The sequence below is a fragment of the Prosthecobacter gellanilyticus genome (genome assembly GCF_007992435.1).
GTDB classification, from domain to species: Bacteria; Verrucomicrobiota; Verrucomicrobiia; order Verrucomicrobiales; family Verrucomicrobiaceae; genus Prosthecobacter; species Prosthecobacter gellanilyticus.
Genome location: NZ_BKAG01000023.1, coordinates 22,625 through 47,054, shown reverse-complemented (window position 1 = coordinate 47,054; position 24,430 = coordinate 22,625). Strand labels below are relative to the sequence as shown.

Here is a 24,430-nt window from a genome sequence, read left to right as displayed (position 1 = left end):
ATCTAGGGCATGCTTTCCGCCCCTCTGTCAAACTTTTCGACGTCCGCCGTCTCTCGCGACGCCGAAAGCAAGGTGGGGGTTTAGCCGCCAGATCCCCTTATTATATACCAGGATCAGCAGCTTCGGCCGCTTCCTCGGATTTTTCTGTTTTCTTCACGTGCAGTCTCAGTTCCACCTGCTGAATGCGCGCACGCACCGCCCGTCGCACCTTGAGGTCGGCCCCCGGCACATTGATGCGCTCACCCGGCTTCGGCACATGGCCGAGTTGATTGAAAACATACCCGCCGATGGAGTCGATGCTGCCAGCAGGCAGATCCAGGCCTAGCTCATGCGCCACATCTTCCACACGCGCGCCGCCATCCACCAGATAGCGTCCGCCACCCAGATCTCGGATCTCACCCGCCTCCCCCTGCCAGGGAGCCGCCTCATAGAGCAGCCAGTCACCCACCTCCTCCTGGCTCACCATGCCCTCCAGACCACCGTATTCATCCACGATGAGCACCGGCAGCGCGGAGTGTTGCAGGTGCTTTTCCAGCGCATCCAGCACCAGCATGGTCTCCGGCACGAAGGGAACATGCATGATCATCTTCTGCCAGGCCGGACGTCCAGCCAGCTTCCAGGCCAGTGAATCAATGATACCCACCACCGCATCCGGAGTCTCTCCATACACCACCACAAAACGCCCGGCGGATTGGTCCAGCACCGTGGCCGAGCGAGCCGTGGCATCCTCAGCACTGAGCAGCGCCAGGTCCACACGCGGCACCATGCAGTCACGCACCGTAAGTCTTTCGATGTCCAGCGCCTCGCGGATGATCTCCGCCTCAGCGGCATCCAGCAGGCCCTGCTCCTCACGCATCTCCACCAGGGTCTCAAACTCATCCCGCGTCATGCGCGCCCGCACCTTCACGCGGCTCGGCACCAGCTTGGAGATCAGGGCATCCGTGGCCCGGTCAGCCAGCCTTGTCAGCGGATCCAGGATGGAGCGAAACGGATCTAAAATGCGCAGACTTCCCAAAAGCACTGCCGAGGGGGAATAAGCCGCCAGAAACTTTGGCATCACATCTCCGATCAATACCGTGCCAGCAAAGAGCAGAGGTGCCGTCACCCAGGGCTGCCAGCCCAGCGCCAGAAAGGGGCCTGACACCAGATGCAGTCCGAGGGCGGCAAGAGCCAGGTTCAGCGTGGCGGAAAGCAAAAGGGTGCGGTGCAATTGAGCGAAGGGATTCGCCGTGATGCTTCGCAACTTCCGTGCCACGCTCCCCTCTCCTGCCCTTTCCAGCCTCTCCTCAAGCCCGCGCGCCGAGTGGATGGCCGTCTCCGTGGCAGAGATGACGCCTAGCAGCACAAGCAGGATGAGATAGATGAACCCGGAAACAAGGAGGGACACAGCCCGCAGGCTGTGCGGGGGAAGGCAAGGAGTCAAGAGGGCAAGGCAGTTCGGAGTGCCAAGGCCGGAGTTCGAAGTCAGAAATTCTGCCCGGTGGCCGGAAGCTCCCCACCAGGATTTCGATATCGGATCCACGAAGAGCCTGAAAACCTCGTCATGCCCAACGGGGCACCCTCTTCCTAACTCCGGACTCCGCCTTCTGAACTCCGGACTAGCGGGACTTGGCAGGTTCCAAGCTTGAGCACTCCTTGACGTCCCCCTCCACATGACGCATTGACCCGCCTTCCATGACCAAAAAACCCGTTGTTCTCATCATTCGCGACGGCTGGGGCATCAACCCCGGCGGCAAAGCCCAAGCTGCAGCCAATGGCGATGCCACCCTGCTGGCCCGCACTCCGTTCCATGATCACCTTTACGCCACCTACCCCCGCGGCACCGTGAGCGCCAGCGGCGAGGACGTGGGCCTTCCGGAAGGCCAGATGGGCAACAGCGAAGTCGGTCACCTCAATCTCGGCGCCGGCCGCGTGGTCTATCAGGACCTCACCCGTATCAACAAGAGCATCCGCGATGGCGAGCTCGCCAAGATGCCCGTGCTCGTGGAAGCCTTTCACAAAGCCAAAGGCAAACGTCTGCACTTCCTCGGCCTCATCAGTGATGGCGGCGTGCATTCGCATCAGAGCCACCTCGCCGCTCTCTGCAACTCCGCGCGTGCTTCCGGAGTCGAGGACATCATGGTCCATGCCATCACCGATGGTCGCGATACCTCCCCCACGGGCGGTGCCGCCTACATGGCCAAGCTCGAAGAAGATCTCAAAGACAGCGGTGCCAAGATTGCCACCGTCATCGGCCGTTACTACGCCATGGATCGTGACAAGCGCTGGGAGCGCAACAAGCTCGCCTGGGATGCCATCGTTCTCGGTCGTGGTGAAGTCCGCACGGATCTGCCGAGCGCTGCCGTCCAGGCCGCCTATCCAGGTGATCCACGCGGTGACGAGTTCATGCAGCCCATGATCTTCTCCCATGCCGATGAGCAGCGCATTCGCGATGGTGACGTCATCCTGTGGTTTAACTTCCGTGCTGACCGCGCCCGTCAGTTGAGCGAGGCTTTCTTGAAGGCTGATTTCGCAGGCTTTGATCGCGAAGTCACCCCGAAGACCAGCTACTACACACTGACCGAATACGATGCCACTTACGCCGACCTCGGTGCAAACGTCATCTTCGGCTCCGAGAGCCTGAGCAACAACCTCGGCCAAGTCATTGCGGATGCAGGCCTCACGCAGCTTCGAGCCGCTGAGACAGAAAAATACCCTCACGTCACCTTCTTCTTCAACAGCGGCATTGAAGAGCCTAACCGCGGTGAAGATCGCTACCTCGCCATCTCGCCGAAGGAAGTGCCCACCTACGACAAGAAGCCGCAGATGAGCGCTCCCGACCTCACCTTCGAAGTGCTGCGTCGCCTGGAGAGCTATGATGCCGTCATCATGAACTACGCCAACCCCGACATGGTCGGTCACACTGGCGTCGTGGAGGCCGGCGTGCATGCGTGTGAAACCATCGACTTTGGCGTGAAGCTGATCGTCGAAAAAGTGCTCGAGCTCGGTGGCAAGCTCTTTATCACCGCCGACCACGGCAACTGCGAGCAAATGCGCAACGCTGACGGCTCCCCGCACACTGCTCACACCACGAACCTCGTCCACGGCATCTACGTCGCTGGTAATTCCGCTGACTACACCGTCCGCAACGGCATCCTCGCCGACATCGCCCCGACCCTGCTCGACATGCTCGGCGTCCCGCAGCCTGCGGAGATGACCGGCAAATCATTGTTGGTTAGAAAATAATCCAACCTCCATCACTCAAAAGCGCAGAATGTGGCACCCCATGTTCTGCGCTTTTCGTTTCTCGCGCCGACGTGGAAGTCGCGGCAGCGTCGTGGAGTGCGGTGGGAAGCGCTAAGGCGCGACACCGCTATGCACACAAGCAGCGTCACTGTCATGAGAGGAGCGCGGACACTCATGTCCGCTGCATTACCACTCTCTCCTGACTCAGCTAACAGAACGCTACTCCGAAGAAAGCATGACAGAGGCGGACAAGAGTGTCCGCACTCCCCTCCACCACCTTCATCATTCCTCATTCGGATTTCGTCATTCCGCCGCAGGCGGCTACTTCCCTTCCTTCACAACCAAATCCGCAATTTTTTCCGCCGCATTGCGAGCAGCCACTTTGTTCGCGGCGCGCTTCATCGCTTCAGCGTTCTTGTTGTTCGTCAGGATGCTGCGCACGGTGTCCGCGAGGATGTCCGCATTGAGATCCTTCTCGACCAGAAGCTTCGCAGCACCTGCTTTATCAAAGATCTCCGCATTGCGAGTCTGATGATCTTCCGCGGCAAAGGGATACGGCACCAGCAGGCTCGGCACACCGAAGTAAGCCAGCTCGGACATCGAAGAAGCACCACTGCGCGCGATGGCGAGATCCGCCGCACGATACGCGAGATCCATGCGGTGACAGAAAGCAGCCACATGCTGCGGCAGCAGCGGGTGCTTCGCATACACGTCACGCACTTCTTCATAGTCAGTCGGACCGGCGATGTGCAGCACCTGGATGCCCATCCTCTCAAACTGCTCCAGCGTCATGCCGACCACACGGTTCACACCACGCGCGCCCTGGCTGCCGCCCATGATGAGCAGCGTCTTCTTCTTCGGATCCAGCTTGAAGAAGGCATGCGCATCCTCCTTCGAATTCTGCCGCATGTTGCTGCGGATCGGCGTGCCGACCACGCGCACATCGCCGTGCTTCGAGAAGTGCTCTTTGCACGCTTCCAAACCGCAGAGCACGATGTCCGAATACTTGGCGTTCAGTTTGTTCGCCTTGCCGGGGATGGCATTGCTCTCATGAATCATCGTGCGGCAGCCTTCCTTGCGGCCCGCATAGAGTGGCGCAAAGGAAGTGAAGCCGCCCATGCCGAGCACGACATCAACCTCGTGGTCCTTGATGATCTTGCGACACTGCTTCATGCCTTTCCAAAGCCCGGAAAGGAAACCGATCATCTTGGGTGACCACGGCTTCGGCATGGCCAGGAAGGGCATTTTTTCAAACCGCAGGTCCTTGTGACCGGAGGCGGCGATGGAGTCGATCTTCTTCTCGCTGATCAGCAGGGTCACATCATGGCCGCGTGCGCTCAGCACCTCGGCCACGGCAATGCCGGGAAACAGGTGTCCCCCCGTGCCGCCGCAGGCGATCAGGACGTGGATGGACTTGGAATTGTTCTTTTTCACAGAAAACGGGAAATGGGTTGTCCGGCCGGAGCCAGGGAATCCATTGATCTAGCGATGATGCCCGTTCTGGAAACCCGAATCTGCGCTAAAAATTCCTACGCTTTCTCAGCCGGCAGCAAGTCACCTCCAACCAGGAGCGTATCCTCCAGACCATGCACCCACCTCTCACGCGCCGGGATTTTCTGCGCCGTTCAGGCATGGGCATGGCCATGCTGGGGCTCACCGACCTCCAGGCGGCCGAGAGTCTGGCCAGCAAACCGCACTTCGCCCCGAAGGCAAAGCGGGTCATCCACTTCTTCCTCAATGGCGGTCCCTCTCATGTGGACACCTTTGACCCCAAGCCCGCTTTGGCCAAATACGACGGCAAGCCCATCCCGAGTCATCGCCTCACGGAGCGGAAGACCGGAGCCGCCTTCCCCTCCCCTTTCAAGTTCCAGCGCTATGGTCAGAGCGGCATCGAGGTGAGCGAGCTTTTTGAGAAAACCGCCGCGCACATTGATGACATCGCCGTCATCCGCTCCATGCAGGCCCAGGTGCCTAACCATGAGCCTTCGCTCATGCTCATGAACTGTGGCGACTCCATCCAGCCACGCCCCAGCCTCGGTTCATGGCTCACGTATGGTTTGGGCAGCAGCAATGAGAACCTGCCCGGCTTCATCGCCATGTGCCCTGGCGGCATGCCAATCAAGAGCGCGGAGAACTGGCAGTCTGCTTTTCTCCCCGGTGCCTTCCAGGGCACTTATGTGGACTCGCAGCATCAAGCCGTGGATCGCTTGATCGAAAACATCCGCAGTCCGCATGCAGATACAAAAGTGCAGCTTCGTCAGTTCGAGCTCATGCGCCGGATCAACGAAGCGCACCGCCAGCAGCGCAGTGATCCGCGATTGGAAGCACGCATCCAGTCCTTCGAGCTGGCCTTCCGCATGCAGATGGAAGCCGCGGACGCCTTTGATGTATCGAAGGAGCCACAGCACATCCGCGATCTGTATGGCGATGGCGTGCATGCGCGGCAGACACTCATTGCCCGACGTCTCCTGGAGCGTGGTGTGCGCATGGTGCAGCTCTGGCATGGCGCCGGGCAGCCCTGGGACAATCACGACAACATCGAGACGAACCATCGCAAGCTCGCGGGACAAATTGACCAGCCCATCGCAGCCCTGCTCGCGGATCTCAGGCAGCGCGGCATGCTGGAGGACACTCTCGTCATCTGGGGCGGTGAGTTTGGCCGCACACCGACCGTGGAGCTCAGTGGCGGCAAGTCCAAGCTCGGTCGCGATCACAACCACTACGGATTCAGCGTGTGGATGGCTGGCGGCGGCATCAAGGGCGGCACCGTCTACGGCAGCACGGATGAGTTCGGCTTCGCCGCTCAGGAAAATCCCGTCAGCGTGCATGACTTGCATGCCACGATTCTTCATTTGTTAGGCATCAATCACGAGGAGCTGACCTACCGCTACGCTGGCCGGGACTTCCGGCTCACAGACGTGTATGGAGATGTTTTGAAGCCCATCCTGATTTGAGCATCAGGAGGCTTGTCATCGAAAACGGTTTGTGATCCAATCCGCCCATCATGAAACTCACAGACGATCCGCTCTGGTCGAGGCTGCAGGCTTTCGAGCTTGATGTTACCGGTGATGCCCTCACCTTCACCCGACGGCTGGCCCGTGAGAATGACTGGACTCACGACTTTGCCAGACGGGTCGCGGAGGAATACCGGCGCTTCATCTACCTCGCCATACGTGCCGGGCATCCCGTGACGCCTTCAGACGAGGTGGACCAGGCCTGGCACCTGCACCTCATCTACACCCATTCGTATTGGGACGAGCTCTGCACCCAGGTGCTCCAGCGTCCTCTGCATCACGGCCCCACGCGCGGAGGCCGTGCGGAGGATGCCAAGTATCACGACTGGTATGCGAAGACCCTGGAGAGCTATGCACGCGTGTTTGGCCGCGAGGCTCCAACGGACATCTGGCCCGATTCTGCACAGCGCTTCTCTCGCAAGATCCGCTGGCAACGGGTCAACACGGCAGCCCACTGGCTGGTGCCGAAAAACAAGACCCGCAGGCTTGCCTCCATGGCTGCCGGCGGTGTGATCTTCGGCGGCGTGCTGGCGGCCTGTTCAGGCGGATCTGATGGCGTTGGCATTGGCGGATGGTTATTGATCGGCGTGCTCGGCATCACCGGACTTTACTCCTACTTCGCCAACCGCAAACCTCAGTCTAACAGACAATCCAACAACGACACCAGCGGCACCTCAGGCTGTAGTGGCGTTGGCTTGGGCTCAGGCTGCTCATCCAGCAGCCCTACGCATCATTCCCATGATCGCGACCATGACCACGGTCACAGCCATCATCATGGTCATGACCACAATCACTCACATGACAACGACAGCCACTCCTCCTCTCACGATGGAGACAGCGGCGGTGGCAGCAGCGACTCCGGTGGCGGAGGAGACTCCGGATGCAGTTCCTCAGGATGCGGCGGAGGCTGCGGCGGCGGTGATTGAAGGTTACTCCTTGTTCTTCTTCGCCGCGCCTTGCCAGGCGGTCTCTGGATCATAGTCCGGATTCTGCGTGGGGTCCTGCGCACCGACCGCTTTCTTCCACGCATGCAGCTTCTCGGTCAGACGCTGGGCGATGTCCGCGTCGATATCCGCCATGTCCTGCATCTCACCGGGATCACGGCGGTGATTGTAGAGCTCCACGCGGCCCGTTTCGAGAAACTCGATAAGCTTCCAGTCACCCTCTTTGATCGCGCTGTAGGGCGTGGCGCTGCCAGGATGATAATGCGGGTAGTGCCAGTAGATCGCATCACGCGTGAGGTGTCCCTTTTCCGTCAGCAGCGGCATGAGTGACTCACCGTCGACGACCTGCTTCCCCTTGAGCTTCGTGCCCGTGGCTTCGAGCAGCGTCGGCACATGATCATAGCTGATCACCGGCACATCGGACTCGCTGCCCGGATTGATCTTCCCAGGCCAGGTCATGATCAGCGGAATGTGCACGCCCCCATCGTAGGCGCTGCCCTTGCCAAGACGTGCGGGGCTGTTGTCCGTGGGACCACGCGCCCATCCCTTGGCACTCACGAGCTGGCTGAGACCTCCATTGTCACTGGTGAAGACAAAGATCGTGTTTTCCCAAAGCCCTTCCTTTTCGAGCGCGGCACGGATGCGACCCACACTGTCATCCACGCTCTCCACAAGAGCCGCATACACCGGATTCGCATGACCTCCGGCAGGGCGTTTCTTTTGATACTTCTCGATGACTTCCGGCTTGCCCATGATGGGCGTGTGCACGGCAAAGTGCGGCAGATAAATAAAGAAGGGGTTGGCCTTGTTGCGCTCGATGAACCCGATCGCTTCATTGGTTAGGCGATCCGTGAGAAACTCATCCTTCGGGCCGTCTTTCAGCGTGTCGATCCCGTAGGGTGAGAAGTAGCTGGGGGGCTGCCCGCGCTCGCTTCCGCCGATGTTGGTGTCGAACCCCTGCTTCTCCGGAAAATACTCAGGACCACCCAGGTGCCATTTGCCAATGCTGGCCGTGGCATAACCACGAGTCTTGAGCCGCTCAGCCAGCGTCTCTTCCTCCAAAGGCAGGAACTTCGTCCAATCCGGAATCTTCAGCCGTGCATTCGGCCGCTCATGACCGGCGATCCAGTCCGTGATGTGCAGTCGGGCGGGTGACTTCCCCGTGAGCACCGCCGCACGCGAGGGCGAGCACACGGTGCAAGCAGAGTAGGCATTCGTGAAACGCATCCCGTCCTTCGCGAGCTTGTCGATGTTCGGAGTGTCGTAATACTTGCTCCCGTAGCAGCTCAGATCCGTCCAGCCCATGTCATCAATGAGCATGAAGACGATGTTTGGCGGCGCCGTTTCCTGGGCTCCGGACAACGAGGCGAACGAGAGAAGCGAGAGGGTTAGAAAGAAGCGGCGCAGCATGGCTGCGGAAACTGCCTGGAAAGGCCTGAACAATCAAGGCAAAGCCTCATTATCCCACCGGCAAAGTATACTTTAACTTGACATCCTTTTCATTCTCCCGAGAAAGAGCGCGCCAGCCCACCACCTTGGCGCCGTTTTCATGGATCACGATATCATCATCTACATCATCGCAGGTTTCATCGCGCAGATCATCGATGGAGCGCTCGGTATGGCGTATGGCGTCTCTGCATCCAGCCTGCTCATGGGCTTTGGTGTGCCTCCAGCCGTGGTCAGCAGCACCGTGCATGCCGCAGAGTGCTTCACCACGGGTGCCTCCGCCATCTCCCACCATGCCTTCGGAAACATCAGCCGTGATCTTTTCCGCCGACTGCTGATCCCCGGCATCATCGGTGCGGCCATCGGCGCGTATGTGCTTAGCTCCTTCGATGGTGAGGTCATCAAGCCCTACATCGCCGGTTACCTGCTGCTCATGGGTGTGGTCATTATCATCAAGGCCTTCAAGCGCTTCCCTCCCCGTGAAGTGACCACGAAACTGACCCCGCTGGCTCTCTTCGGTGCTTTTATGGATGCCGTCGGCGGTGGTGGCTGGGGCCCGATCGTGGCGACGAACCTCATCGTGCGTGGCAATTCCGTCCGTGAAACCGTGGGCAGTGTGAATGCGGTGGAGTTTTTCGTGACCATGTCCGCCTCGATCACTTTCTTCTTCACCCTGGGCCTGGATCACTGGCAGGTCATCGCCGGTCTCGCCGCTGGCGGTGTGATCGCCGCTCCCTTCGGTGCCTTTTTGACGAAGAGACTGCCCCATCGCCCCATGATGATCACCGTGGGCATCCTGGTCATCTTCATGAGCGCACGCACGCTGCTAAAGGCCCTGGGTTACTGGCACTGGTTCTGATCTGACAAGCAGTGCCGTCTCGTCTTGCCAAAAGGAGGCTCAGGCGGCATTCATGAAGGATCATGACCATCGAAGAAATCACCGCGCGCATCTGCGCCTTCCGCGATGCGCGGAACTGGATGCAGTTTCACAATCCCAAGGACATGGCCGTGGCCATTGCGGCGGAAGCCGGGGAACTGATGCAGCACTTCGTCTGGAAACAGCCCGACCAGATCCCTGAGGTCATCCAGGTCAAGCGCGCTGAACTGACAGATGAGATCGCCGATGTGGCCATCCTGCTCTTTGAGCTGGCGCATAACCTCGACATCCCGCTCACCGAGGCCATGCAGGCCAAGCTGGACCGCAATGAGAAGCGCTACCCCGTGGACAAGGCACGCGGAAACAATCTGAAATACAATGAGCTCGGAGCCTGAGTCTGATCCCGCATCGGTCCCGCCCGTGCACAAGCGCCGCCCTCGCTATCGTGGCAAGAACCCGCGCCGCTTTGAGGACAAATACAAGGAGCTGAATCCCGACAGCCATCCGGATGTGATCGCCAAGGTGCGCGCCTCTGGAAAAACCCCCGCAGGCCAGCACGTGCCCATCATGGTCACAGAGGTCATCGAGTGCCTGCAGCCGCAGCCCGGAGACCGTGTGGTTGATTGCACTCTTGGTTATGGCGGTCACAGCCGGGCCCTCTGGCAGACCGTACAGCCCAGCGGACATCTCATGAGCCTGGATGCCGACCCCATCGAGCTCGCGCGCACAGAAGCACGCCTGCGTGCCTTTGGCATGAATGAGGAGAGCTTCACCGCACGCCGCTGCAATTTTGCAGGACTCACCAAAGCTCTCGCGGAGCAAGGCTGGCATGACGGAGTCGATGTGATTTTCGCAGACCTCGGCCTTTCTTCGATGCAGATCGATAATCCATCGCGTGGCTTCACCTTCAAACAAGACGGCCCGCTGGACATGCGCATGAATCCTGAACGCGGCGTGTCGGCTGCTCAGTGGCTCACCAGCATCAGCGAGGCAAAGCTTGTGACAGCGCTCGAAGAGAATTCGGACGAACCGCACGCCGCCCCCATCGCGGCCAGGCTGAAAACCAGCGTGCCACAATCCACACGGCAGCTCGCCGAAGCCGTCAAAAGCGCCCTGCCTCCACGCACCAGCGCTGAAGAGGCAGATGATGCGGTGCGCCGTGTCTTCCAGGCGGTGCGCATTGCGGTGAATGAAGAGTTCAATGCCCTGGACAGTCTGCTGCGTTCCATCCCCGCAGCCCTTAAACCCGGCGGCCGCGTCGCCTTTCTCACCTTTCACTCAGGCGAGGATCGTCGCGTGAAGAAGGCCTTTCAGGAAGGCCTGCGTTCAGGCATCTACCGCGAGGTGTCAGACGAGGTCATTCGCGCTTCCATGGACGAGCAGCGTGCGAATCCACGCTCATCTCCCGCCAAGCTGCGCTGGGCCTTGAAATAGCCCATCAGACATCCATTCGTGCTCCTGAATCAGCCCGGAGAGACAGGCTGTGCTCAGAATTATTCAATTCTTTCTTGCCAAGTAGGAATTAGAGACGAATAAAACCACACTCAATCAGTATGAGTTAAGTGTGGTGAGGCTACGAGGCCAGCGCACAAGAGGCCGATCCAACCATCCCTGGAAGGCCAGCCATCCCCTGCCCCCCAGGCCTTCACGCTCTCCAAAAAGCGACAAGGCCGCTTCGTCTCTTTGTCATGAAATCCCCTCTCCGTCACTCTCTGCTGCGCGCGCTTCTGTTGCTGAGCGCCACGCCCGTCCTCGCCACCGATGTCATCAAGACATGGACCGGCACCGCCAGCAATGCCCTCAATGCCGTGGGCAACTGGAACAACAACACCCGGCCCACCTTCCCTGCGGATCAAAGCACGGATGCGCTGGTGTATGCAGGAGCGGGTGCAGGCCCGGTGAACGTGAATGTGGATGCCACCGCCAAGAGCATCACCGTCAGCGGTCCGCAAAAGATTGTGATCCTGGGTCAGAACACCAGTTATGACTTCCGTGGAGCTTTCGCCCTGCGTCTCGGAGACAACTTCACAGGCACCGTCCAGCCAAACACGGGCACCATCACAAACAATTCCGAGGCCACGGTGACCTTCACCACCAGCGGCGGCCTGTTCTTTAACTTCGGTTCCTTGAATGCGGCAGTCTCACCCTTTTACGTGAGCTCTGACAGCTTCGTGAACATCGGCGGCGGCCTGGCAACAGCGAACCGCAACCTCTTGGTGACCGGGCCTGCCAACACAACCTTTGAGACCCTCATTCAAGGAGCCGGCACCCAGGCGACTGCAGGTGGTCATCTCATCAAAGATGGTTCGGGCACTCTCTTCCTGAATGGCGCCAGCCCGGCCTGGGAAGGCCGAATCTTCATCAATAACGGCGCGCTGCGCATCAACAAGCCAGCCTCTCTCGGCTCCGTCCTTGCAGACACTTCCGTCGCAGGCGGCACCGCCACCGGTAAGCTGGAGCTGGCCGCTAACATCGTGGTGAACGAGGCCCTGCAGCTCGGCGCGCGTGCAGATGCCACATCCGCCTCTATCGCGAACGTCAGTGGCAGCAACACCATCGCTGGCACGATCGGTCTCGGCACAGGCGGCACGGACTACGTTATTGAAAGCACGGCAGGAACCCTGAACCTCGATGGAGCCATCGGCTACACCACAGCGTCGGGATCCACGAATCTCACACTTCGTGGCGAGGGTTCTGGCACCGTTCACGGAGCCATCGGTGTCGGGGGTAATGCGATCAGCATCATCAAGGCGGGCACGGGCACCTGGAGCCTGGAAGGCCAGAATGCCTTCACCGGCGGCGTCACGGTCCAGGCAGGTCGTCTCAATCTGAAGACAGGCAGCTCCACCTTGAGCTCCCTTGCCATTGCGAACAATGCTTCCGTCAGTGTGCACGTGGCTGCGGCAGGGCAGTCGCTCAACACCACCAGTCTCACCGTCGAGGGAACCTCAAACACGGCGCTTGATCTGGATGTCGGTTCCTTTGGCAATCCCACAGCCCCGGTAATCTCGTCTCAGAACGTCAGCATCACCGGCACGGCCGGCATCGCCGTCAAAGGCAGCGGCATCACCACCGGTCAGATCCCTTTGATCGACTACACAGGCACCCTGGGTGGTGCTGGCTTTGCGGGTCTGATCCTGTCCGAGCTGCCCGCCCGTGTGGTGGCGAATCTCGTCGACGACACAGTGAACACACGCGTGGTGCTGAATGTGAGCGCGATCGACCGTCCGCGCTGGACCGGGGAGGTGAATGGTGACTGGGATGCAAATGATGGCACCGGCATTGGCACACTGAACTGGCGTGAAGTCGCCAGCGGCAGCCTCACACGCTACCTGCAGACACTCACGGGCAGTGACTCAGTCCTGTTTGATGACTCCGCGTCGGGCCCCACTCTCGTCAATCTGACAGCCGCTCTCACCCCATCCCAGGTGGTCGTGGATAACAGCGTCAAGGATTACACCTTTACCGGCACTGGCAATCTCACAGGCACTGGCGGCCTGACCAAACGTGGCACAGGAACGCTCCACATCGTCAATGGCACGAACCACACCTACACCGGCACCACCACCATTGAGGCAGGCGTTGTCCGCCTCGGTGATGGCATCCAGGCGCTTTCAGGCAGCCTCGGCACCGGCCCTGTGATCAATAACGGATCGATCGTGTTGAATCGTCCTGACAGCTACACCCTGGTGGGAGACATCAGCGGCACCGGAAGCCTCACCAAGCTCACCGCCGGCACAACGACGATCTCCGGAAACAACAGCTTCACCGGACTCGTGAACATCAATGAAGGCACCCTCCGTCTCGGTAATGGACGTGCTCTGGGTGGCATTGAAGCAGGCACGACCGTGGCTGAAGGCGCGGCTCTGGATCTCGGCAGCCAGCTGGTTTCTGAAGGTGAGGTCGTCTCCGCCTCAGGCCATGGCATCGATGGCAGCGGCGTGATCCTCAACACCGGATCTGGAAGCGCGAATGTGGGCCTGAAGAAGCTCATCCTCACCGGTCCGAGCTCCATCGGCGGCACCGGACGCTGGGACATCCGCGATGTTCCAGGCGGTCTGGAAGTGCATGGTCATGAGCTCGCCAAAGTGGGCAGCAATACCATCGCCCTCGCAAACCTGGGCGAGACAGGCATCGGCAGTCTCTCCATCACCGGCACCAGCAGCCGTCTCACCTTTGAAGGCGACACCACACTGGGGAACCAGCCCGGCAGCATCACCGTGGGTTTCGGTGGCCAGCTCGGCTTTGAAAACAACACGGTGAACAACACCAAGCCCATCATCCTTAATGGCGGCCAGATCAATGCGCTGGCTGGCATCACAAACGTGGTGGCCAGCCCCATCACCCTGCAGACAGACAGCAGCGTGAATGTGGCAGCATCCACAGAGATCGTGCTCAGCGGCAAGATCAGCGGACCTGGCAGCCTAACCAAAACCACGGGTGGAACTCTAAAGCTCACCCACGACCAGAACGACTACCAGGGCACCACCACCATCAGCGCCGGCCCCCTGTGGATCGGCAATGACGGCCCCACAGGTTCCGTGCCAGCGGGTAACATCATCATCAGCGCAGGCAATCTGATCGTTCGTCGCTGGGGTGAGCTGACCCTGAACCAGACCCTCTCCGGTGCTGGCGGCTTCCAGATCAGCAACGTGGCCTACACCGTTCCCCAGCAGGTCACGCTGACAGCAGACAACACATTCACCGGTGCTGTCACCCATGCGCGGGGCACGCTGCGCATCACCCACTCTCATGCGCTGGGACAAGGGGCCAAGCTGGTCAACATCCAGGGCGGTCGCCCCACACTGATCCTGGACGGCAGCCTGGGCAATCTCACCCTCAGCAGTGACCTGACCTTCCGCCTCAGCAGTGATGGCCCCCAGGGCGGCATCCAGAACATCGCCGGTGACAATGTCATCCAGGGACAGATCAATCTCTTCAATCAAAACGGCGGTCACGGACGCATCCGTGGTGATGCCGGCAGCCTAACATTGAATGGTGACATCCGCCTCATTCCGGTGGCGGATCATGCCGCCACCACGGGCAACCGCCAGCTACAGCTGGATGGCGATGTCGGTGGCACCATCAATGGTGTCATCCGTGGCCCTGAGCTGCTGGACGACACACGTGTGCTCCCGCTGATCAAAGACGGCACCGGCACCTGGACCCTGAATGGTGTGAACACCTACACCGGAGCCACCACCCTCAATGCAGGCAAGCTCAAGCTCGGCCCGCTCGCCTCCATCGCCAAGACCCCGACCATTGATGTGCTGGCTCCTGCCACACTTGATGTCAGTGACGTCACCGGCGGCTTTTCTCTCGCCGCCAGTCAGACCCTGCGTGGTTACGGCACCGTCCAGGGAGCCACCACGCTTCCTACTGGCTCGACCTTTGCCCCCGGCACTGCCGCAGTGGCCAGCACGTTTAACTTCACGAACAACCTCACGCTTGCAGGCGGCCGCGTGCAGGTGAACTTCAACTCACCCACCACCACCACGGCGGAAGTGGACGACGTCATCAATGTCGGCGGTGACCTCACCGTCAGCGCACCTTCAATCATCGATGTCACGCCGACCGGTCATCCGCTCACGGGCAGCTATCGTCTCTTCAACTACACCGGCGCGCTCGTCGGTGACCTGGGCACGCTCAGCTTCACAAATCCCACACGCTATGCTCTCTCACTTGATACCACCACCCCTGGTCAGGTGAATCTCGTGGTCGGCGGCAGCCTGGCAAACCTCACCTGGTCTGGCAATGGCACGACCAATGTGTGGGACAACACCACACCTGCTTCCTGGAACACTGGCGTGGAGACCTTCTTCCAAACGGACGCCGTCACCTTTGACGACAGCTCTGCCAACACCACCGTCACCCTGGCTGGAACTCTCCTGCCCTCCGCCGTGACCGTGAACTCCAGCCAGAACTACACCTTCAGCGGCAGCGGTGGCATCGGCGGCTACGCCGGCCTAACCAAAACCGGAACCGGCACTCTGACCATCAACACCGTCAACGCCCTTCAGGGCAAGGTGAAGATCAGCGGCGGCTCCATTGTCCTGGGGGCGACCGGTCGCTTCAATGCCACCCGCTGGATCGAAGTGGACGAAGGTGCCACCTTTGATGTGCAGGCACTCACCGCAGGATTCACGCTCGGCGGCAACATCACCGATGCCCGCGTCATCAGCGGTCGCGGCACCTTGAATGGCAATTTCATCATCAACAGCGCCGGCATCATCAGCCCCGGTGACAGCGGTGTTCATACCAATGTCTTCCCTGTGGGAGATGGCGTGGGCCGCCTGACCTTCGGTGGTAATCTCACCCTCGCGGCAGCAGCCCAGCCAGGTGTCCCGCGTCTGATTCTCGGCCTTGCAGGCCCCACCGCCACCGTCGAAAACCCGCTTGATACAGCCACTGTCGAAGCCTTCGGCAGCACGGTTTCCGCTGAGCATGACTCGCTCCTCATCGGCGGCACTCTCGCCCTGGACGCAGGCAGCACGATCCGCATTGATCTCGTGGGCGGCTACGTCCCCGCGAATGGCGATGTCTTCAACATCCTCGACTTCACCACCCTGAACCTCGATGCCACGGCCGATGGCACTCCCTTTGATCCCGCTCTGGCGGTGAATCTCGAGCTGCCTGAGCTGCCTGTGGGCCTCTTCTGGAACCGCAGTTTGTTCGCCAGCCACGGCCTGCTCTTCATCAGCCCTGAACCGCCCGTCGTCGGAGCCATCCTGGTCACCCCGGGCGATACCGTGAACCCTGGCGTGGAAGTCACGCTCAGCACGGAAGTCACAGGACTGGAGCCCTACTCCTATCAGTGGAAGCTCGATGGCTTCCCCATCGTGGGCGCGACCCAGCCGACCTATGTTTTCACCGCCGCCGAGGCCCATCAAGGCACCTACACGGTCACCGTGACGAACCCCGCAGGTCCCACCACCAGCACTTCAGCCGTGGTGAACGTGAACAATCAGGTACAGATCACCGCACATCCACAGAACCGCACCCAGAACCCGGGCACCAACGTCTCCTTCAGCGTCGCGGCCACAGGCACAGGTGTCCTTTCCTATCAGTGGCGCAAAGGCGGTGAGCCCATCGAAGGTGCCACCGGCATCGAGTTCAGCCTAACCAACATCACCGAAGCCGACCAAGCTGCTTACGACGTGGTCGTGACCAATATCGTCGGCCCGGTCACCAGCACTGCTGCGCAGCTCATCGTGAATGATGCGGCCTCCATCGCCCAGCATCCGCAGCTTCAGGGTGGTTTGCAGAATGGCTCCGCCACCTTCACGGTCACGCCTGGCGGCACCGGCCCCTTCACCTATCAATGGCGCAAGGGTGTCCAGAACATCCCGGCTTCCAACAGCCCGAGCCTCACGCTGAACAGCCTCCAGCTCGAAGATGCCGGACTCTATTCCGTGATCGTCAGCAATTCATTCAGCAGTGCCACCAGCAATGAGGCACGCCTGGTCGTGGCGAATGGAACGCCAGTCGTCGCCACACTCAGCGCCTCCCAGATCGTGGCCACCACAACCAACGTCAGCCTGAGCGTGCTGGCCTTTGGCGAGGGCACACTGAAGTATCAATGGTATCGGAACAACGCGAAGATCAACGGAGCCACTGCCGCCGTCCTGAACATCAACAACGTGGCCCTCACGCATGCTGGCACTTACAAGGTCGAAGTGACCGCGGCCACGACCGTGACCAGCGGCAACACGGAGCTCGCCGTGGTGCAGCGCAATGCCACCAGCCAGCTCCTGGGCGCAGGCACGGCCGCGAAGATCGAAGTGAAAGCTGAGGGGGCTTCCCTGACCTATGTCTGGAACAACAACAACGAACCAGTCGCTGCCGACGGCACACGCATCAAGGGCCTGGACAACAAGAAGATCCTGGAGATCAAGCCGCTCAAGGCCGAGGACACTGGTGACTACACCCTGGTCATCACGGGCCCAGGCGGCAGCCTAACCAGTGGTGTGCACAAGCTCACCGTTTTCAGCGAGGCTCCCCAGATCCTGGAGAACCCGCCCGAGTTTGATCCTGCCATCGTCAGCGGCACCTTCACCTATCAGATTCCTGTGAATCCTGATTCGAAGAAGACTCCGACTGCCTATGCAGCCACCGGCCTGCCTCCAGGTCTGAAGCTCGATACCAAGACAGGTCTGATCACCGGCAAACCTACCGCCGTCTCCAAAGATCCGCTCGGCTATCTGGTGAAGCTCACCGCTTCCAATGGTCCCAAGAGCAAGTCTGAGGTGAGTGGTCGTCTGATTGTCTCCGCCTTCCCTGCCAATGCCATCGGCAGCTTCGTGGCCCCGGTCAGCCGTGGGGCGGTGAATGCGGATCTCGGTGGCTTGTTCGAGCTCACCACGACCATCACCGGCACTTTCACCGGCAAGCTCACGCTGGGCACCACCCTCTATCCGCTCAAAGGTGTGCTGGATGCCACTGCCGGCAGCCTGCTGGTGCAGGGACGCCAGGAGTTCCCGCGCAAGGCTCCGCTGACTGCGCTGGTGCTCACCTTCACGCTGGATGCAGCCACCAACCGTGTCTCGACCGCGCAGATCACGGATGGCACAGCCCCCATCACCTTCACCGGCTGGCGCAACAAGTGGAGCAAGACCGATTCAGCGATCACGACCTACACCGCCTATCACACCTTCACGCTGGACATTCCAGAGGCGCTGAAAAACACCGCTGGCGTGCCGAAAGGCAATGGCTTCGGCTCCATCACCCTCACGGCCGATGGCAAGGCGACCTATGCGGGCAAGCTTGCGGATGGTGAGCTCATCACAGGCAGCAGCCTTTTGGGTCCTGACGGCCAGCTCGCCTACTTCAAGATCCACTACACCACCGCACTGAAAGGCTCCGTGGCAGGCGCCTTTGACCTCGATGCACAAACGCTTGCAGGCTCGCTGACCTGGTGGCGTCCGGCCAATCTTGCTGCGAGCAATCGCACCTATCGCAATGGCTTCCCGCAGGTCGTGGATCTCACTGCCAAAGGCGGCCGCTATGGTCTCACCACCGGAAAGGTCTTCCTGAACGTGGATGCAGGCTCGGCAGCCAGGCTGGTCTTTGCGGATGGTGGCATCGAGGTGCCGGTTCCCACACCGGAGATCTCCCTCACGATCGCCGCGAAGAGCAAGGCAGTGCTTCCCGCCAATGCCACGGTGAACCCGCGCAAGCCTGCACTGACCCTCACGGACAAATCTGGCCTAATCAAAGGTTCGTTCAATCTTGAGGACGCCAATCCGGTGCCCAATGGCAAGCCTGCGCTGATCAAGCGCACGGTCACCTTCGAAGGCATCGCCATTCCAGAGGGTAATGTGACACGCGCCTATGGCTACTTCCTGCTGCCGCAGCTGCCAGGCGAGACCGCACCCGTCAGCACCACCACACCGATCCTCTCTGGACAGGTGATCCTCGAGCCCGTTGTCTCGGCTCAGTAACGTCCGTCGCTGATCAAACGATTTGCCCGGCCCCGCTCGCTCTGATTTGAGCTGAGAGAGGCCGGGCAAAATGTTTTCATCAAAGCTCCTGAACTTTGGGCTGTTGATCACGATCGTCCATGGATGGCTGGGGCCGGGCGCGAACGGTGAACTGCTCCGGTGGTCGATGGAATACACCGCGTTTGAGGCCCAGGTGTGCTTCTGTTCGTCAGAGCAACAAAGCCCTCGTTTTTCGAGGGCATAAGCCATCTCTTTTGAGAGAGATGGTGCTCGGGAAGGGACTCGAACCCTTAAGCCTTTCGGCACAAGATCCTTAGTCTTGCGCGTATACCAATTCCGCCACCCGAGCAGGGCTGCGTTTTTGCAGGGCGGGAAGTATATCGGGGTGCTGATGGATGCAAATGGAGTTTTGATTTTTGTGAAGTTTTCATGCCAAAACACGGCCCCACTTGAGTCTTGTCGGTCTCTTCGAGAGTAGATATCACACACCCATGAAAGCCTACCAAATCACCGGCACGGAAGGTCTGCCCTCCCTGAAGCAAGTCACACTGCCTGATCCAGAGCCCAAGGCTGGAGAGGTGCTCGTGCGCATCCGTGCCTGCTGCCTGAACTACCGCGACTACATGAATGTGATGGGCATCAAAGGTGTGACCGGCCCCATCCCGCGAGTCCCATGCTCTGACGGCGCGGGAGAGATCGTGGCCCTGGGTGAAGGGGTGAGTGGATGGAGCGTGGGCCAGAAGGTCGTGATCCCCTTCATGCCCACATGGATCGATGGCGGCTACACCCAGCAGCACGCCAGCAAGGCTCTCGGTGGTGCTGAGGATGGTCTGCTGCGTGAACTCGCCTGCCTGCCTGCGACATGCCTGCTCAGTGTGCCAGATCATCTCAGCATGGAAGAGGCAGCCACCCTGCCCTGCGCCGCTGTCACGGCCTGGGATGCGCTCTTCGTGCGCGGTGATCTGAAGGCCGGTGAAACGGTGCTCGTGCTCGGCACCGGTGGTGTGTCCATCTTTGCGCTGCAGTTTGCCAAAAGCGTGGGGGCCAAGGTGCTCGCGACCACCAGCAGTAATGCCAAAGCAGCGCGCCTGAGCGAACTCGGTGCGGATGCCGTGCACAACTACAAGACTGATCCTGCGTGGGATGACTGGGCGCTGGCGCAAACCGGCAAGCTGGGTGTTGATCGCGTGATCGAGATCGGCGGGCCTGAAACGCTGAACCGGTCCATCAAGGCCACGCGCTTCGGCGGCCACATCGCTCTTATCGGCGTGCTCACCGGCACCTCAGGCGATGTGCAGACTGTGGGCATCCTGCGCAAGAGCATCCGCCTTGATGGCATCTATGTCGGCTCCAAGACCATGTTCGCCGGCATGCTGGAGCACATCACCGCGCAGAAGATGCATCCCGTGATCGACAGCACCTTTGAGTTTGAAGATGCCCCCGCCGCCTTCGAGCGCATCGGCAGCGGCCAGCACTTTGGGAAGATCGTGATCAAGGTTTGATCCATGTCGACCCTATCGGCGCTTCGTTCCAGATGTGGCGCCGAAGTCGCGGAGCGTCTTGGAGTGCTCCAGCCCCCTGGAGCTTTCCGACGAAGCGAGTGATCATCTTCCGTCGGAAGATGATCCAACCTCATTCGACCTTCGCTGACAGCTTGCGCAAATATCCTCGCTTGTCATTCAGAGCGCCGGAGGACCGGCGCAATCCAGGACGCTGGCGCGACTACCACACGCCGCACCTAACAAGCATTACTTCGGCAGCATGGTCAGATACTTCGCTTCGAGATCCTTCACTTTGGCGCGGGCAGGGTCAAGCTGAGGCGTAAGCTTCGTCAGCTCCGCATTGATCTCAGCGAGGTTCTTGTCACGCACAGGAGTGTCCTTCTCAGCAGCGGCAATAGCGGCTTCAGCACCGGCCTTCTTGGCTTTCGTGCCTTCGAGCTCTTCTGTGGCCTTGGCGACTTCCGCCTTCTTGGCATCGACGATCTTGATCTCACCTTCCAGCTTGGCGCGAGCCTCGGCGAAAGCCTTCTCCACTTCGGGAAGAGCGGCCTTCATGGCGGCGATCTGCTCATTCACAGGCTTCGACTTGGCGGCAAAATCAGCTTCAAGAGCCGCAGGCACGGCGAGCTTGTCCGCGCGGGCCTTGTCCTGAGCGGCGATCTCTTTGGAGATGCTGTCATGCTGACCACGCAGAGGAGCCGCGACCTTGTTCGCAGCGTCCAGCTCGCCCTTGGATTTGGCGAGCGCGGTCTCAAGCTGCTTGGCGCTGTTGCTGGCGTTGTTCAGGTCGTTCTTGCTCTTGCCAGCAACCTGACGTGCAGCACCCTGTGCCTTCTCAGCGGCATTGCGGGCCTCGCGAAGGCTGTCGCTGGCAGTCTTCGCTGCGGTGACCTTCGCGGTAGCATCAGCGCCAGCTTTCTCAGCAGCGGCCAGCTTCCCCTGGGCCTCGGCGAGAGCCTTCTCCAGTTCAGGAGTGACGGCATTCTTGGCCTTGGCATCGTTCACAGCTTTCTCAGCACTCGTCACAGCCTGACGAGCAACCTTCACTCCACGTTCAGCCTCGCCGTTCGCGCGTTGCGTTTCATTGAGAGCCTTCTCGGCGGCCTGCAAATCAGCCGCAGCTTTGGCGAGTGCTGCCTCAGCGTCTTTGGCCGCTTTTTCCTGACCAGGAAGTGCCGCGGTAAGATCAGCGACGCTCTTCTTCGCCTCAGCGAGCTTGCCTTCACGCTGGGTCACATCGGCCTGCTTGCTCTTCACCTGCTCGTCAGGGTTCTTCAGCTTCGTGGCGACTTCACCCAGCTTCTTCTTCAAGCCTTCGATGGCCTTGGCGATGTCATCCGCGCTCTTCTTCGCTGCGGCGGTGCCTTCGTCACGAGCCTTCACCAGTGCAGCGAGTTCGGCCTCACGTGTCGTGAGAGTCTTCTTCGCTTCTTCCAGCTTGGCAGAGGCAGCGCCGTCCGTGGTCCTGGTGGGCTTCACCGCTTCTTCCAGACCGCCGAGCTCAGCCTTGAGCTTGGCCAGCGTGGCTTCATTCTGTGGAAGCAGGTTCACCGCTTCAGCGATAGCCTTCTTCGAAGACTCGATCTTCGAAGCATTGGAAACTTTGGCCTCTTCGTTCTCTTTCTTCGCGGCGGTGTAGTCGTTGAAGCTGCCTTCCAGCTTTGCCAGCGTCTCTTTCTCCGCGAGCACGCCGACATTGAACTGCGCAGCCTTGAGCACCGTGGGCAGCTTCTGCAGCACATTGATCTCATCCGCAGCCAGCTTGGCATTCATCTGCGCCGCAGCGAGGTTTGAGTTGCCCGTGGCCACATCAGACTCCGCGCCCTTGATGCGATCTGGACCGGCTTTGACCAGCGCTGGCAGCTTCGGCAGCTCTGCCTTCTTCGCAGCGATGGTGTCCGTGAGTTCTTTGATCTTGGCGTTGGTGTCCGCGATCACCTTGTCGACTTCGGCCACAGGGCCTGGGGCAGCACCGAGCTCAGCCTTGGCCTTGGTCACCGCAGCGGTGGCCTGGTCGATCTTGGTCTTGCTCGCCGCCAGCTTCTCCTGCTCAGCTTTTGCCGAACCAACTTTGCCTTCCAGATCCTTCACCTTCGCTGTGAGAGCCGCATCGCCAGCCTTCGCGGCGAGTTCCTTCTTCGCGCCTTCCAGGGCACCATTGGCATCAGCCACGGCCTTGTCAGCTGCGGCGACTTTCGGAGCTTCGGCATTCGCTGCCGCGAGATCTTTTTCCAGTTGGGCCACCTTGGCGGCCTTGTCCGCGTGAGCCTTGATGGCTTCTCCACGGGCCTTTTGATCTGCCTGCGCTTTGGTCAGAGCAGCCTTAGCCTCACCGAGGGCCTTTTCAGCCGCTGCGATCTCCGCTGGATAGGCTTTGGAACGACGATCATTCTCCGCCACCTCGGCCTGAACCTTGGGCAGGTTGGCCTGACGATTCTTCGCATCTTCCTCAGCCTTCTTCACCGCTTCCTGAAGCGAAGGCAGCTTTGCCACGAGTTCAGTAGCGCGCTTCTCGGCCTCGACAATGCGCTGGGCGATAAGCGGCGGGTTGCTGCTCAGTTGACCGATCTCAGGCATCTTGTCCTGAAGCGTCAGCACCTTCACCTCACCACGCCAGTTGGAGGTCACGCAGGACTTCGAGTCAGCGAGAGCGACCACTTTGGCGACGATATCGCCCTGGTTCACCGATTCGGATTTCTTGTTGCCATTGACGTCCCAGACACGCACCAGGCCGTCGTCACCGGAGGAAACGATGCTGCCATCCGGCGTAAAGCTCACGGACTGCACACCACCGCCATGCGCGGCCCAGTTCTTGATCTGCTTGCCCTCGTTCATCTCCCAGACAGAGATGGTGCCGTCCTTGGAGCAGGAGGCCAGAAGGTTCGAGTCTGCACGCCAGGCGAGATCCGTGCAGGGTCCCTTGTGCTGGCCGAGGATGTAGAACTCACCGCCGTTCGCAGCTTCCCAAACCATGACGTTGCCGTTGCGGTCAGAGGTGGCCAGCAGCACGCCGTCCGGGCTGAATTTCGTGCCCAGGATCCACTCCGTGTGCTTGGCGATGGTGTAGAGCTCCTCGCCCGTGGCGCTGTCATAGCACTTCACCTTTTTCGAGGTGCAGCCCACGACGACCATTTTGTGGTCCGGGCTGATGTCCGCGCTCATGGCCTGGTCAAACTCCTTGCCGACCTCGATCATGCGCTTGCCGGTCTTCACGTCCCAAACCACCGCGTGGCCAAACTTGCCCCCCCGACCGCCGCCCATCACCAACAGGCTGCCATTGCGGCTGAACTGCAGGGTGCGTGCATAACCTTCCGTGTAGGGGAAAATACCCGCGAGCTGGCGGGTGTCGGTGTCATAAAGCAGGATCTGCTTCGGTGCGGCGATGGCCACCAGGGAGGTCCAGGGACTCGCAGCCATGGCCGTGACGGCCGTGGTGCGCGGAGTGACGATCACCGGCTCCAAAAGCACGTGCTCCGGCTTGGCGATCGGTCCCTCAGGGCGGCCACTGGTAACGGCCACGGCCATATCCACCTTCGGCTTGCTGGATTTCTTGGCCACGCTGGACTTCGTCTCCAGCACACCACCGGTCACCCACTTGGCCAGGATCTCGAGTTCCTTGGCATTCAGAGGCGCGCCTTCCGGCGGCATAAAGGGTTCTTCCTTCTTCGCGCAGGTCGTCCACAGACGGCTGCCATCTGGATTCCCCGCGTCCACAATGGCTCCACCACCGCCACCGGTCATGAGCGCGCCAAAGCTGGTCAGGTCCAGATCGCCCTTCTTTTTATCAGGATTGTGGCAGGAGAAGCACTTGTTCTCCAGCAGCGGCTTGATGTGGTCCTCGTAGGTGATCTTTTCCGCGTCCTGCGCGAAGAGGCTGGCGGAAGAGGCGAGGCAAAAGCCGGTGATCGAAGCAAAAACGAAGCGGGTGGGCATGATTTCGAAAAAAGGGGGTGCCACACCTACGCTGTGAACAAATCAGGAC

Annotated in this window: 12 protein-coding genes and 1 tRNA gene; 8 read left to right on the top strand and 5 right to left on the bottom strand. The window is 60.3% G+C overall.

Annotated features, from left to right (window positions below; translation table 11 throughout):
• Positions 1 to 100 precede the first annotated feature (100 nt).
• A complete protein-coding gene (locus BGE01nite_RS16095; protein WP_170266822.1) occupies positions 101 to 1,387 on the bottom strand; it encodes a transporter associated domain-containing protein in 1,287 nt (428 codons plus the stop codon).
• Between the two features lie 287 nt (positions 1,388 to 1,674).
• Here BGE01nite_RS16095 and gpmI point away from each other — a divergent pair, with 287 nt between their 5' ends.
• The gene (gpmI, locus tag BGE01nite_RS16090) at positions 1,675 to 3,225 is read left to right on the top strand and encodes a 2,3-bisphosphoglycerate-independent phosphoglycerate mutase (protein ID WP_146851509.1); all 1,551 of its coding nucleotides are present in this window, start codon (positions 1,675 to 1,677) and stop codon (positions 3,223 to 3,225) included.
• 321 nt (positions 3,226 to 3,546) lie between these two features.
• Here the strand turns inward: gpmI and murG are convergent, their stop codons facing one another.
• Entirely contained in the window at positions 3,547 to 4,659 is a 1,113-nt protein-coding gene (gene murG / locus BGE01nite_RS16085) for an undecaprenyldiphospho-muramoylpentapeptide beta-N-acetylglucosaminyltransferase (protein WP_170266821.1), read from the bottom strand.
• A gap of 152 nt (positions 4,660 to 4,811) precedes the next feature.
• Between murG and BGE01nite_RS16080 the strand changes: the two genes are divergently transcribed.
• Together BGE01nite_RS16080 and BGE01nite_RS16075 are read left to right on the top strand one after the other, a co-directional pair.
• The gene (locus BGE01nite_RS16080) at positions 4,812 to 6,179 is read left to right on the top strand and encodes a DUF1501 domain-containing protein (RefSeq protein WP_146851507.1); all 1,368 of its coding nucleotides are present in this window, start codon (positions 4,812 to 4,814) and stop codon (positions 6,177 to 6,179) included.
• Positions 6,180 to 6,229: 50 nt separating this feature from the next.
• A complete protein-coding gene (locus tag BGE01nite_RS16075) occupies positions 6,230 to 7,165 on the top strand; it encodes a glycine-rich domain-containing protein (RefSeq protein WP_146851506.1) in 936 nt (311 codons plus the stop codon).
• Between the two features lie 3 nt (positions 7,166 to 7,168).
• On the opposite strand, the gene BGE01nite_RS16070 is transcribed toward BGE01nite_RS16075, so the two are convergent.
• Positions 7,169 to 8,593, bottom strand: coding sequence for a sulfatase (locus BGE01nite_RS16070; RefSeq protein WP_146851505.1), 1,425 nt, complete (start codon positions 8,591 to 8,593; stop codon positions 7,169 to 7,171).
• Between the two features lie 139 nt (positions 8,594 to 8,732).
• Here BGE01nite_RS16070 and BGE01nite_RS16065 point away from each other — a divergent pair, with 139 nt between their 5' ends.
• From BGE01nite_RS16065 to BGE01nite_RS16050, 4 genes are all read left to right on the top strand, one after another.
• Positions 8,733 to 9,488 carry a sulfite exporter TauE/SafE family protein gene (locus BGE01nite_RS16065; RefSeq protein ID WP_146851504.1) on the top strand — a complete coding sequence of 252 codons (756 nt, stop codon included), beginning with the start codon at positions 8,733 to 8,735 and terminating at the stop codon, positions 9,486 to 9,488.
• Between the two features lie 62 nt (positions 9,489 to 9,550).
• Complete coding sequence (locus BGE01nite_RS16060; RefSeq protein ID WP_146851503.1) at positions 9,551 to 9,901, top strand: nucleotide pyrophosphohydrolase; 351 nt, start codon at positions 9,551 to 9,553, stop codon at positions 9,899 to 9,901.
• A gap of 25 nt (positions 9,902 to 9,926) precedes the next feature.
• Positions 9,927 to 10,940 carry a 16S rRNA (cytosine(1402)-N(4))-methyltransferase RsmH gene (rsmH, locus tag BGE01nite_RS16055; protein ID WP_246145738.1) on the top strand — a complete coding sequence of 338 codons (1,014 nt, stop codon included), beginning with the start codon at positions 9,927 to 9,929 and terminating at the stop codon, positions 10,938 to 10,940.
• A gap of 254 nt (positions 10,941 to 11,194) precedes the next feature.
• Positions 11,195 to 18,946 carry a beta strand repeat-containing protein gene (locus BGE01nite_RS16050; RefSeq protein ID WP_146851501.1) on the top strand — a complete coding sequence of 2,584 codons (7,752 nt, stop codon included), beginning with the start codon at positions 11,195 to 11,197 and terminating at the stop codon, positions 18,944 to 18,946.
• Between the two features lie 264 nt (positions 18,947 to 19,210).
• On the opposite strand, the gene BGE01nite_RS16045 is transcribed toward BGE01nite_RS16050, so the two are convergent.
• A tRNA-Leu gene (locus tag BGE01nite_RS16045) sits at positions 19,211 to 19,295 on the bottom strand.
• A 142-nt stretch (positions 19,296 to 19,437) separates the two neighbouring features.
• On the opposite strand from BGE01nite_RS16045, the gene BGE01nite_RS16040 reads away from it, so the two are divergent.
• A complete protein-coding gene (locus tag BGE01nite_RS16040; RefSeq protein ID WP_146851500.1) occupies positions 19,438 to 20,448 on the top strand; it encodes a zinc-dependent alcohol dehydrogenase family protein in 1,011 nt (336 codons plus the stop codon).
• 246 nt (positions 20,449 to 20,694) lie between these two features.
• On the opposite strand, the gene BGE01nite_RS16035 is transcribed toward BGE01nite_RS16040, so the two are convergent.
• Positions 20,695 to 24,381 carry a c-type cytochrome domain-containing protein gene (locus BGE01nite_RS16035; protein ID WP_146851499.1) on the bottom strand — a complete coding sequence of 1,229 codons (3,687 nt, stop codon included), beginning with the start codon at positions 24,379 to 24,381 and terminating at the stop codon, positions 20,695 to 20,697.
• Positions 24,382 to 24,430 lie beyond the last annotated feature (49 nt).